Raw genomic sequence first — 13,003 nt, 5'->3', positions numbered from 1 at the left:
ATTCTTCAAGATGTTCAAAAATCATACTGTTTAAATAAACAGCTTTCATATATATTGTTTTGGTGTATATTAAAACGATGTATATAAGTTCTGGGTGTTTAAATGGAAACTGGGTTAGAGCAAATTTATCTTCATCATTCATACTTCAAAGGTAGGCTAACTCCAGTTGAATGCTTGGGGCATACAAATAACACTGGAGGAAATGGAGCCGGTAAGACAACCTTACTTAGTTTAATACCTGTTTTTTATGGGATGGAGCCGAGCAAAGTAGTTGATAGGGCCGCTGGAAAGTTATCTTTCGTCGATCATTATTTGCCAACAAAATTATCTATGATTGTGTTTGAGTATAAGAAGGAAGGTAGCCTCAAATGTGCAGTATTGTATAGATCTCGTGATGCAGTGGCTTATAGGTTTGTTGATGGCTCAGCTAATGAAGCGCTGTTTAATCAAGTTACATTAGATACCTTGAACAAAGTTGCAAGTGTTAAAGACTGGTTGAAAGATGTAGTTGCAAGCAGCTTTGATGTTTCAAAGCAAATTTCGACCAGTATTGATTATCGCTCGGTCATACAAAACGACAAGCAACGTTTAAGGGTTAAAAGAAAAGCACAAGCGTCTTTGGCACCGGAAGCTCATAAATTTTCTCTATGCACTCATGATTCACAAATGAGGCATATTGAGTCATTGGCATCGGTTTTGATGAGACATGACAAACTGTTAGCTCAATTTAAACTTATGGTGGTTGATAGTTTTCTTACAGATCAGATTGAAATCGGAGAGGCCCCTTATCACAAAGACGACTCAGAGTATGTGAGTAGTATTGAATCATTAATTGAATTAGATAAGCACAAAGATAAGTTTTCTGAATCCATACACCAATATGAAGCATTAAAAGAATCATGGAGTTACTTACTTGCTTATCAAGCTAGTCTTCAACAGGAATTAGCCACTGTTAAAGATAAATTTGAGAAGGCGGCAAAGAGAATTTCAAGTTTAAAATCTGAGAGAAGTGAACTACAACAAAAATACAACCAAGATACTTCTGTGCTCAACACAACATTCCAAGAGCTAACCAATCAAGCTGAAACGAAGAAAAACCTTATCGATAGTATTTACGATGAGCGTGAAAGGTGGGATGAAAAAGTCGATATTGCCACGAAGCTTTCGGAGTATGGTTCATTAGAGGCGTTTAAATTCAGAGCAGAGCAAGATGCCGAACACTTTAAGCAGCTGCTCGATTCAGCTAGCGCTGAGACGCAAGCTTATGATGCAAATGTACGTAAAGTAGAAAAAGCTTCAGAACAATTTGAGAAAGCTGAAATCCAGAAAATTGCAGACTTGACCCAAAAACTACATGAAGTTGAGGTGGCTACTGAACAAAGGCTACTAGAGAAGAGCGATGAATTTGCTTCAAAGATGGAAGCTGTTAGCGAAGATAGAGCACTCCTGAGTAAGTCATTGTCTGAGGAATTGAACAATTGTCGAGTTCAGTATGAAATTGCAGGGAAGTATACAGACACTGAGGATTCGGAGTTAAAAGAGTTAAGTAGTAAAGTTGAATCCTTAAAAAATTACGTTATATACGACATCGCCCAGAAAAAGTCGACTTGTGAAGCTGAAGTTCGTGATGCAAAAGTGGCTAGGGAGGACTTGCTTCAGCAAATAAAAAGACTAAAGAAAAAGTTGGAAGATACTGAAGAAAGAAGAGTTGAAATAACACGTCAGTTAAATCCAGACGATGGGACCGTAAGAAGCTTTCTTAATAAAAATATAGTTGATTGGAGAGAGTCTATAGGTAAGGTCTTGAGGCCCGAGTTATTATCTTTCAGAACACTATCTCCTGAAGTATCTGATGATGCTGAAACAAACAGCATATTTGGGTTATGCATAAACCTAGAAAATGTAGTGCCTCCTGAAGAAGCTTTATCTGATGATATTTTGAATCAACGAAGAGAGGAGTTAGGGAGAGAGATAGAAAATATTAAGTCTGATATAGGTGCGGTTGAGAAAAAAGCGAATGATCAAAATAAATCAATCGAGAAGTTAAAACTACAGGCTGATGGCTTAGTGAGGGAAGAGCATCGTATCAAGAAAGAAATAGAAACTTGTACTTTGCTTCAACAAAAGACCAAACAGCGAATCGATAGCAATATCGAACGCCGACAGAAAGAAATAAATGTAAGTATTTTAGTGTCGGCTAAAAAACTCGAAAGCTTTGAGCTAGAAACAAATAATATTAAAGAAGTGGAAACTGCTAAGTTTCAGGAAGACAAGCTTGCATTTAGGGCAAATGCATCGGCAGAAATAGGTCTATTACGGGAAGAGATTTCTGTCAAAAATGACTCTATTACCAATAGCCAAGAAGAGCTAAAAAAACGATTAGACGACTTAAAAGCTGCTTTCGATAGTCAGTTAAAGAAAAAGGAAATAGATCCCACAACAATTGATGCCGCCCGCACAAGAAAAGAGCAATCTGAAAGCAAGTATAGAGAAGTTAAGGCTTTTGATAAGGAAATCTCGGAGTATAGGTTATGGGAAAGTTCGGCTTGGGTTAAATTAGAAAATTACGAGAGTCAGCTATCTGCCCTATTAGATAAGGCTTCAGTGGCTCATAGAGAGCTTGAGTTAGCAAAAGAGCAATATGAAAAAACAAGAAAAAGCCTGACCGATGATATTGAGAGCCTCGCCGAGCAGCACGATAAGCTCGAAAAGGAAGAGAAAGCGATTATTTCTATTCTTGAATCTATAGAATTACATACACAAAAGATCCCTATTGGTCACCAGCCAATCCAATTAGGTGAATCATTCCCTTTAGAATTACTGATTGAATCTTCGAAAGAATGCTTGAGTTCAATTAATAAACTTAGACATAAAATCAGTTCTGCTGTTAAGAAAGTTGGCGACATACTGCTGAGTACAGGCAGTACCAACAATAAGGTATTACATATCTGGAAAAACATGGAAGAGCAACGTATAGCTTTGTCTCCTCATGATAAATTTTCGGAAGAATTTCATATTGAAAGTGTTACTGATGTAAAGAGGCTAATTGAAGAGTCGATACCAGACATCAAAGCAGTAATATTAGAGTCAATAAAAACTGTGGGCGCAAGGTACATACGCTTTTATCAAGCTCTCGATGGCCTAAAAAGAAAAGTTAAAAACGTTTCTTCGAAGCTGGTTAAAGAGATTAACACTTCAAATAACTTTAATGCATTAGACAATATTAGAGTGGAGTTGGTATCCAAAGTCGATGAGTTTGACCTTTGGGGAGATCTCAGGAGCTTCAATAGTGCTTGGAATAAATGGGGAGAAACAGGAAGAGAAAGCTTACCTGAAAAAGAGTTCATTGTGGCATTTTCCAATGTAATAGCGGAGCTAAAACAAAGCAAAATTTCTAGCTCAATAGACTCATTGGTAGATATTGACATCTCTATGACGGAAAATGGTCGACCTGTAAATATCAGAACAGACGCAGATCTTAAGAATATAAGCAGTACCGGTATATCCAAACTAGCAGTGATTGTAGTTTTTTGTGGAATGACTCGTTATTTATGTAAAGACAGAAACATTACCATTCATTGGCCTTTAGATGAGCTTGGAGAATTGTCAGATGAAAATGTGATGCTTTTATTTGATTTTATGGATCAGAATAACATCTCATTGTTTTGTGCCCAACCTAATCCTTCAGTTGTTCTTCTTAGATATTTTTCTACGAAAAATCATGTGGATAAAAATCTTGGAATTAAGAAATATGTATCTAACGAAGCTAAGAAAAAGAATCCGCTTAAATCTAAGCTATTAGCTGAAAAAGAACAGGAGCAAGCTAATGTCTAGTCGCTTTGAGAACTGTGTAGAGGAGCTTCTGAGTCAAAATATTATTTGTGAAGTCACGAATCCAGAGGGCTTCGCTTATTTAGATAATTCGGGACATGAAGAAAGCATTAATAATTTTCTCCATAGAATAGGTCGAAAGGTAGTTAGAACTAGAGATAAGAAAGGTTTTTACTGTGTATTTAGTTCCATTGAAGAAACAAAAAAGAGAAATGCAGTCGAACGACATTTTGAAAATGTCATCGTAAATTTGGAAGGCCTAATCAATTGGCTAAGGCTCGTCAGAAATGCTGGTAATGAGTCTAGGCCAATTGAAGCAGGAATGAGGTTACATGAATCCGAATTGTTGTCAGCAATAGAGGAATCCTCTTCTCTTAACTTGCAGTTGGACAATATTGCTCATCAATTTAATCGAGCGCAGAAATCTACAGAGGTGAAGTCAAAGCTACGTTCTATTTTAAACTTCTTAGAAAATGAAAAGTACTTCACTAGCATTGGTAATACTGGTTCAGTGTATATAGCTACTGCAAAGTGGTCACTGATTTATGATCAGCTAGAGTTTATTCGAATGTATGACGGCTTCGAGGAGAAAGAACCTGTAGAGCAACAAACGGAGTTGTTTTAATGGGAAGAAAAGAAGATTCAAAGGCTGCAATTCGAGCTCTTAATAAACACGTAGAGATCGTAGATGAGTCTTGTTATGTCGCCAGAGGGCAAATTGAAGATTCACCAGAAAATGAGAAGGTTATTGACTCTCTTCGCAAAAATAGACTGGCTTATTACTTGGATGAGTCCCTAGGAGTACAGCTCCATAGTAAAGTTCGCGGTTTACTCGATCATGTGACTAGTAGGCACCGCTTTAGAGAGAGGCATGGTGCTTTTTCTGGATTAATTGATGACTTAGAAAATTCAATTCAAAGCTATAAACAAGCAAAGTCACGTAGATTTAATGATGGAGAAAGATTCTTTGATGAGACAAGAGAAATCGTCATGGAACTCATGGACACACTCACTGAGACAGTAAATATGTTCCATCACGTTATTGGTGACGAATTTAGCGTGGCATTTGATATCGATGAAAAAATAAAACTTACTACGAGATGTAAGGACGAAATTACTAAACTAAACCTAGTATTTGCTCAACTGAGTGTTGAGAAAATGAGTGATTGGGTTGGACTAGATCTCCAACTTGAAAGGTTACTGATGAAAGCGCTTAAAGGGCATGTAGACAAATGCTTAAAAGACTTGGCTGCCAGCAATCGTAAACTCGTAAAAATGCTGGATAAGTTATTGAAAGATAAAAGCGCTCAAAAGCTCAATAAACTTATCGACTCCTTTCATAACAAGTATGTATCAGAGCCAGGCTACAGGCCTAGCATTTCAGCTTTGTCTGATCTGCCTATTTGTGTCTCAATTGCGGATAAGCTTTCTCTAGGTGGTTTCGCCGATTTGGAAAGTGCAAAAGATGAAGAGCATTTAATTAATGCGGCGCTCTCGGCTCTAAAAAAATCAAAGAGTTCCAGCTTAGAATTAAGAGTTGATGAGCAAAAGGTAGAAATTACAGATGGTCGAGGTGAAGAAATTACCGAAGAGCTAGACCCGCTCATACAAAATGTAGAGTTTTTCTTTGATGCAATCTTCGACGATGAGTATACCCAAGATCTATCCGCTATGGCTGTATTTCACAATTTGAATGTAGAGTCTACTCCAGAAGATTGGATGTTGATGATCATGAGCTATTTTGAGGCCCAGAGAAAAGCAGTACTGAAAGTAGCTGAGGTGGAAGAAGTTAGAGAAATTATAGCGCCTTTCGATGGGGCTATATATGTCAAAGACATACTCTTCAGAAAGGTTGCTCATGAAGCTAGATAAAAAGACTATAAGAGCTGCCCAGAATTTAATCAGAAGATCTCCCAGTCAAATCAGTGAATCGGCTGTTCTGCGTGCAATTGTTCAAGAACTCGAAATTGGCATAATCAGAAATAAAAAAATATATTTCACACCATCAAACCTAATTGAAATAGAAAATTATTTTAACAAGGTATTGGGAAAGTCAATTTTAGACATCGATTTAGATGTGGAAACTAGGCTTGAGGCTTCCTCCTTTTTTAGTAATGAAAAATGGGCATCTGGAGGCGTTTTTGAAGTGATGCTCTCAATGACGGGCAGAGGAATCATCCCTGGAATTAAAGACGCAATCGAAGCACAGCCAAATATTGTCTATTCCATGAAGCTTCGCGATATTGATGTCACTAAGATAAGTAAGTTAATCATCGTTGAAAATGGGGAACTCATAACAAATTGGGAACTAGTCATTCCTTCTTTACCGCTTGAATATCAAAGTGCCATCGCCGTATTTCGTGGTTATGGTAAAAATCAAAAATACTTAAACGAGTTAATTTGCAAAGTTCGGCCAGACACTAAGGTTGGAGTGTTCTTTGACTATGATGCTGCGGGAATAGACATGGCATTAAAGCTCGCTGAGCATAGAGTGATCGACCTGATCATTCCAAGCATACTTCCTGAGGATGTGATTGCCAAATCAAAGCTGGAGGAGTTTGGGAATCAGTTTGAACAGTTAACACGAAGACTTAACTCTCCTGATACGCCCTATGAAATTAGAGAAGTTTTAAAGAACCTAGAAAATAACAAGTTGGCCATAACACAAGAACACCTAATCACGCATGGTGTTCCCCTGAAGTTAATTAAAAATGTGGGAGAAACCATATGATTAATGGAGGATTAAATACAAAGGAAGTAAGACTAAAAGCAATCGAGATGTTTGCGTATTGGGAAGGGGGTGTAAACGCTTCAACGTTGGCAAAATTATTTAAAGTCACCATTAGCAATATTACTAAAAGCTTCACTGAATATAGGGACCTATATCCTAATTCATTGAAATATAATAAAAGCTTAAAACAGTATGAGCCAACTTCTAGTTTCACCTGTCACTATATTGATGAAACATGGCAGGAGTATGTGGCATTTTTAAGGATTAATAGTCAAGTATATAAATCCGATTACTGGGGAGCTTTGGCTGTCGATTTTGGTCCTTTACATACTGGAAACGTTGACCCCAAAATAGTTAGGGTTGTAACTCAAGCTATAAACAAGAAGCTATCAGTTAAGGCTACTTATTACTCTCTAACCAACCCCAATGGCATCGAAAGGATTATTCATCCTATTGCATTAGCTGATAGTGGTGTTCGTTGGCATTGCCGAGCATATGATGAATATCGTAGTGAATTTAGAGACTTTCATCTTGGTAGAATCACTGCTGCGGAACTGAATGAGCCGTCTGAGGTTGAGTATGAACAAGATGAAGCTTGGATGACCATGATTAAACTGAAAATCGCCCCGCAACCCGCCTTAACTGAACCTCAGAAACAGGTAATTATGATGGACAAAGGAAAGGGGGATAGCTTCACTGTAGAAGTTAGAGCTGCTATGGCTGAGTATTATATTCAGTATCACCTTATAGATAAGGAAATAAGGGAAGGTAATCCCTTAGTCAGACCTTTGTATTTAGAAAATTATGACGAAGTGAAAGCTTGGTTATTTGGGTAAAGATTGTATGGAAGACATGGAGTTACTTATCATTCACGATCGGCTGGAAGAAATATTACGAGCAGAAACGCATGTATTAGAAAATAAACTACTATCTGATCCTCTCAATGTTAACAGGAAAGGACATCCAAGTTTGACTGATATCTGGTATTCACCAGGTGTTGAATTTAAGTGCCTATTGGACAGGAATGTAGTTTCTTATTTGATCAGCTTGGTTAATGGTTTAGATATTTCTGAACAGAAAAACCAACAGCCCTATAGGAGTGTAGCTGCTCTGCAAGCTGTACTAAATGCAGGAAATATTTTATCGGAAACAGGTTATTCCTATCACGAATATATAGAGCGAAATGGTTTAGATAAAGCAGATGATGAGCTAGCATTATTTCGAACAGCTGATAACTTAAATCCTAATATTTACTTAGACTTATTTCTAAAGCAAAGAGATAGCATAAGTCGTAATGAACTGTCTTTGTTTAAGACAGGCGAGCTTATAGGTGGCAAGTTACCAGAGAGATTAACTTTGGTAGAGAGAAATGCAGTCATAATAAAGAAAGCGATATCTCTAGCTCGTTCTAAAAGAATATCTCCATATCAAACCATGCTTGAACTGATGGATTGGATATATGATGAATATATGTTTTCAGCACCATCATTTCACTTTTTATCTGTTTATTTTAGTAGCTGGAAAATTTCAAAAATGCTCAAATCTCATGGGCCTAAAGATCTTAGAAACGCTATATGGGATATTTCTTTCATTCAACTTCTAATTAAATACTGTCGTGAAGACAGCGATTCTGTTTGGTTATTTAGTTCATTTGATAAAGCAATTCATTCCGTTGTTGACCTCACATTCGTCAGAAGGGAAGAAGATGAAAGCATGTACATGGAAAGGCTTGAAAACTCATATGCGTCTATGTGGGGAAAGAAAAATGGTTACGGTAAAAAGTTACTAAATAAATTGGTAAAAATTAGTGAAAATGGCGACGATCCTCAGAGGAAGATAAATCTGTTTAATGGCAGTGCAGAATACCAATTCGATTTAAGGGCGAGAGTTCAAAGGGAATATGAGGAGGCTTTATCTTGAATAATATAGCGACTATGGAGCCAATTAAAGAGCAAAACATTGGTATTAAGGCAGAGATCTTAGAAGAAATAGTTCGCCGAAAGGAAGTCTATAAAAAGTCCCCAGCAGATATGATTTCTGCGTTCAACCGTGAAGTTGAAACTGAAAAAGAGTACAACGGAAGACAGTTACTTGAGCTTCTTCAAAATGCTGATGATGAAAAGTCAGATGAGGTAAGAATTGAATTAGATACTAAAGCTAATTTGCTAAGTATTAAAAATAGAGGAACTGGCTGTAGCGCTTTTAGCTCTAACGGAATTAGATCTTTAATGATTTCTAATTTGAGTACTAAAACATCTAAAAAGTTCATAGGAAATAAAGGGCTTGGCTTTAGATCGATCATTAATTGGAGTGAATCGATATCAATTAATAGCAACAACCTAAGAATTGAGTTTTCAAATGAAATTGTAAATGGTGTTTTTGATGAGCTGTTTTTACCAGGAGAGCGCAATGCTATTAGAAAAGCACAAAATTTACCTGATTCAATTTATCCTATTCCATTCCTATCTATTCCGAAGTTAACAGAGGAAATAAATCACGACTGGATCACGTCAATTGATATACGATACAAAGTTGGCTTCCTAGGTGATATTAAAAAGCAAATAGACGAGTTAAAGAGTGAGATCCTACTCTTTTTAAACTCTATTAAAACATTAACAGTTTTTGTTGATGGAAAGTGTATCAAGGCAATAGATAAAACGGATCTTAGTGAAAAATGGAACGTCTATGAACACAAAGGAGAATTACCTAAAGAGTTATGGGATAAAGAAAGTGAAGAAGAGTTCTTCGATTTAAAAATTGCTCTGCAAGATGAACTCTGCTGTGATATTCGAGAAATTTTCGCATATTTCCCTACTAAATTAGCTGTTGACTTTCCTTTTATTATTCATGGAACCTTCGAATTAAACAGCTCCAGAAATGAGATAAATGACAGTGAAAAAAACCGCTTCATTTTAAGAGAGTTAGTTAAGTTAATTATTGATACAGCGAAATCTTTAACGAAAGGTAATATTAGTTACAAAGCTATTGAGCTTTTGTCATACAACAATCCTAATAACATTCTTATGGAGCTGGGGTTCTACGATGCTATTGATGATGCGATCAACACTTTGGAGGTGTTTCCTTGTGTTGACGGAACTTATAGAAAAAAATCAGAAGTTATATTTATAGATGCGCTTTCTAGTTTTGTGTGCTCTATTAACCAAGAGTTCGTCTTTGAAAACTTGTTAATTCCCTTAGATGGCACTACCGACCTTTCGAGTTTAAATTTAAATGGAAGTGTAGATACTGAAAAATTGAGAGTTTTAAGTAAAAATATAAATAGCATAGAAGACAGAGCTTCTATGATTTATATGTTTTACCACACTTTCAAGCATGATGAAAAATTAGAGCTTTTAATTGACTCAAGTGGAGCATTGATTTCTCTTGAAGATGAAGTATATACGCCTTCATCGATAGATATTAGTGTACCTGATTATATCAGTATCAAGTTTATTCATAGAGACTTGTTTGAATTATTGATCAAAAAATTTGAGATTGATTCGAATGAAAAAGCTCGTGAATTGCAGAGAGCTTTGAGACAAATCACAAATATTCAACAGTATCAGCCTATACCGGTACTTCAGAAAATAGTTTCAAATGCAAACCGTTTAATTAAAGAAGACAATAACAAAGTTGAAGAAATACTAACCAGTATGGTTCGTTCTCTTTATGAAAATTTCAATAAATTGAACTATCCACAACAAATACCTGATTCAAAAATCCAACTTTACAATAAAGAACATACTCTGACTGATGCAAGCGATTTATATTTATCTAAGGGCTATCCTTCTGGAACTTTAAATGAGTTCTTATTTGAAGGAATATTCAGAGATAATGTATTTCTATGTGCACCTTCCAAATATAGGTTAGGTGAAGAGGATCCGGATAACCTAGAACAGTTCTTTTTATGGCTAGGAGTTAACAAAAATAGTAAGTTTAACGAAGTTAAAGGTAGAAGAAATTTAGAGTACGAAAAATTTGTTTTTCAGTGTGTTCCTCGCCCTTTAGGTTATAGAGTTGGTTCTTTTCATTACAAGGAGATCGATAACTTTGAGCTTATTGCGCAAAATATCTCGTTAGAAAAGCTAGTCATATGGTTTATCCAAGATAAAGACATTTATAATCAGTTAGATGATTCAGCAAATACTGACAAATTTAGTTTTAACAAGGACAGAGAATATTATGGGTCTTATAGCCATAATATTTCACATAAACCTTCATTTATTAAGTATCAAGTAAAATCTCTCGGGCTGTTTAGAGACTTTTTTTTCGCTAATGAGAAGCTAAGCCCTCTTGTAAATAGCATCAGCTTCAATTTTGATTATGAGCAATTCAATTATTTCGGTATTAGTCGATCAGATGTTGAAAGTTTGTTATTAAAAATTGGTGCAACTGATAAATTTGAAAAACTATCTTTGGAAGCAGTACAAAGAATCATTAGTGAACTTCCGGTAAAGTCCCCTGATGGGAGACAGACTCAGGCAATATATAAGTTGGCGGTTAGGCATTTTGAAGTCAATAAACAACCTTTGGACAACCAAGAAACGAAGCTTTTTGCTTTAAAAGGACAAACTCGTTCTTATCAATCTGCTGATAAAGTTTTTTACAATGGAAATATAAAACTACCGAGGAAGATTGCCGCCAGCGTACCAGTGTTAAACTACCCAAGAAGACAAAACACTCAAAATATTATCGAGTTTTTTGGAGTGCAGAATCTAAATGAACTAGATGTCGAAATTACAAGTACATCCTCTTTACCTTCTTTAAGTAGTAGCTTCTCGTCATTTTTAGAGGAAATTGCCCCATATATTTTGGTTTATCGAATACAAGATATTGAAAAAGATCAGTCTGCGAAAGCAGAACTAGCAAAATTGAGACGGTACAGGGTTGTTTTATGCGATGACGTTAAGTATCAGATTAATGGAGAAAGTTTTGAGCTAGAAAATAATGACTACATTAAACAGGATAACGATTTTGTCATTAAAGTTAGACCTGAGTCAACGGTCGGAGATCTTAGGCATGATTTCGATTTTCAAGAAACCTTTGCAGATATAATAGGATTAATTTTCGATATTCAGGACACCCGAGTATTCCGAGATGTTGTCAAAGAGGAAGCTTCGTATCTAGAAAAAACTATTAAAAATGATATTGGTGAAGAAGAGTTAATTAGAACAAGAGAATTATTAGGAATCTCAGATGAACTGTATTCATTTTGGAAAACAGTCTATTCCTTATTAGGTAAAACTTATAGGTTTGAGTCTGATGATAATTTGCTTGAAAGTGTGTCGGCTGAGCTTGAATTGCAAATTGATGTTGAAAGAATAGATTTCAAGGAGTTGGATGGCCTTGAAAGTTGCAGCGCGATAAAAGAGCTTTTCGCGGAGAAGGGAATAAATGTTGCTGACTTCAATCGTTCAGAATTTGCGTACTATAAGATAGATTTATCAAAGTATCATGTTAGTAAGCTAAAACAGGCGTTCGAGAGAGCTTTATATTTGTTTAAGAAGATGTTGTATCAATGGTGCATAGTAAATTCTAGAGAATCTCAATTTACTCATTACGTATCACAATACGAGAGTAACGATAATTTCATTATTTTATCAGCTAGACAAAATAAACAATCTTTTGAAATGAACTACGAAAAGTATGTAAACAACTATATCTCAGATGTTTTAGGGCAAGAATCTATCGAAGAAACACAAATTGATTTTGAAGCCGTGTACGACAAACACGCTGAATTAATTGATATTGATAGGGTTGAAGGTGATCAAGAACTAATGAGTCTAATGTTTTTTTCTCATAAGTGGGAAGAAGTTAAAACTCGTATAAATGAAAAATTTGAGTCTGAGAATGTTACAAAGAAACCTCACGGTGTTGAGGGTTCTGTTCGACAAACTAAACAAATAAAGAGTGCATCTCTTAGTAAACCAAGAAATATCAAAAACAACCAAAGTAAATCGAAGAAACCATTTAAACACTCAAAGTCATTATCGGATAACAATAGAATCAACGGTAAAAGGTCTGAAGAAGACGTTTATAATTCTCTTGTTAAACAGTTTGGTAAACAAAAAGTTACTTGGGTATCTAAAACTAGTGATGGCGATGGTTACGATATTAAATATATCAATGAACTTGACGTAACGAAGTATGTTGAAGTTAAAACTTACTCTGGTGATAGATTTCATTTGAGCAGGAATGAGCTTGAATTTGCTAGGAAGAATATTGGGAATTATGAAATTTTCTTAGTCTCTAATGAGATTCTTAGAATTGAACATATAGACTTTGATGATAAAGAACGGTTCCATCTAGAAAGCAGAGAATATGTTGTTTCGTTTACAATAGAGTAGTAAGTCTCACACTTGTTAACCATTTGTGGGTTTTGTTGCTTAATTCGATGGAACTAAATCAAGAAGCTACGATCTGATCGGCTACACCCATTAA

The 13,003-nt window shown here is 35.8% G+C and carries 7 protein-coding genes; all 7 read left to right on the top strand.

Annotation, left to right across the window (positions count from 1 at the left end; translation table 11 throughout):
• Window positions 1-102: 102 nt before the first annotated feature.
• From CX651_RS00450 to CX651_RS00420, 7 genes are read left to right on the top strand one after another with little or no spacing between them, the layout of a single operon-like run.
• The gene (locus CX651_RS00450; RefSeq protein ID WP_101052587.1) at window positions 103-3,834 is read left to right on the top strand and encodes an ATP-binding protein; all 3,732 of its coding nucleotides are present in this window, start codon (window positions 103-105) and stop codon (window positions 3,832-3,834) included.
• On the top strand, window positions 3,827-4,456 hold the full coding sequence (locus CX651_RS00445; protein WP_101052585.1) for a hypothetical protein: 630 nt from the start codon (window positions 3,827-3,829) through the stop codon (window positions 4,454-4,456). The genes CX651_RS00450 and CX651_RS00445 overlap by 8 nt, the downstream gene beginning before the upstream one ends.
• Entirely contained in the window at window positions 4,456-5,703 is a 1,248-nt protein-coding gene (locus tag CX651_RS00440; RefSeq protein ID WP_101052583.1) for a hypothetical protein, read from the top strand. Before CX651_RS00445 ends, CX651_RS00440 begins: the two co-directional genes overlap by 1 nt.
• On the top strand, window positions 5,690-6,562 hold the full coding sequence (locus CX651_RS00435; RefSeq protein WP_101052581.1) for a DUF7281 domain-containing protein: 873 nt from the start codon (window positions 5,690-5,692) through the stop codon (window positions 6,560-6,562). Before CX651_RS00440 ends, CX651_RS00435 begins: the two co-directional genes overlap by 14 nt.
• Window positions 6,559-7,398 carry a helix-turn-helix transcriptional regulator gene (locus CX651_RS00430; protein WP_101052579.1) on the top strand — a complete coding sequence of 280 codons (840 nt, stop codon included), beginning with the start codon at window positions 6,559-6,561 and terminating at the stop codon, window positions 7,396-7,398. Before CX651_RS00435 ends, CX651_RS00430 begins: the two co-directional genes overlap by 4 nt.
• Window positions 7,399-7,405: 7 nt before the next feature.
• Window positions 7,406-8,482: a hypothetical protein gene (locus CX651_RS00425; RefSeq protein WP_101052577.1), complete on the top strand. Its 1,077-nt coding sequence runs from the start codon at window positions 7,406-7,408 to the stop codon at window positions 8,480-8,482.
• Window positions 8,479-12,909 carry a DUF3883 domain-containing protein gene (locus CX651_RS00420; protein WP_101052575.1) on the top strand — a complete coding sequence of 1,477 codons (4,431 nt, stop codon included), beginning with the start codon at window positions 8,479-8,481 and terminating at the stop codon, window positions 12,907-12,909. Before CX651_RS00425 ends, CX651_RS00420 begins: the two co-directional genes overlap by 4 nt.
• Window positions 12,910-13,003: the final 94 nt, after the last annotated feature.

It is taken from the genome of Shewanella chilikensis (assembly GCF_002836945.1).
GTDB lineage: Bacteria > Pseudomonadota > Gammaproteobacteria > Enterobacterales > Shewanellaceae > Shewanella > Shewanella chilikensis.
Note: the sequence above shows the minus strand (reverse complement) of the source record. Positions and strands in the feature narration are given on the sequence as shown.

Bases quoted from the DNA above. Each gene is read 5' to 3' on its own strand.
- CX651_RS00450 (WP_101052587.1), top strand. From the start codon at position 103: ATGGAAACTGGGTTAGAGCAAATTTATCTTCATCATTCATACTTCAAA.
- CX651_RS00445 (WP_101052585.1), top strand. From the start codon at position 3,827: ATGTCTAGTCGCTTTGAGAACTGTGTAGAGGAGCTTCTGAGTCAAAAT.
- CX651_RS00440 (WP_101052583.1), top strand. From the start codon at position 4,456: ATGGGAAGAAAAGAAGATTCAAAGGCTGCAATTCGAGCTCTTAATAAA.
- CX651_RS00435 (WP_101052581.1), top strand. From the start codon at position 5,690: ATGAAGCTAGATAAAAAGACTATAAGAGCTGCCCAGAATTTAATCAGA.
- CX651_RS00430 (WP_101052579.1), top strand. From the start codon at position 6,559: ATGATTAATGGAGGATTAAATACAAAGGAAGTAAGACTAAAAGCAATC.
- CX651_RS00425 (WP_101052577.1), top strand. From the start codon at position 7,406: ATGGAAGACATGGAGTTACTTATCATTCACGATCGGCTGGAAGAAATA.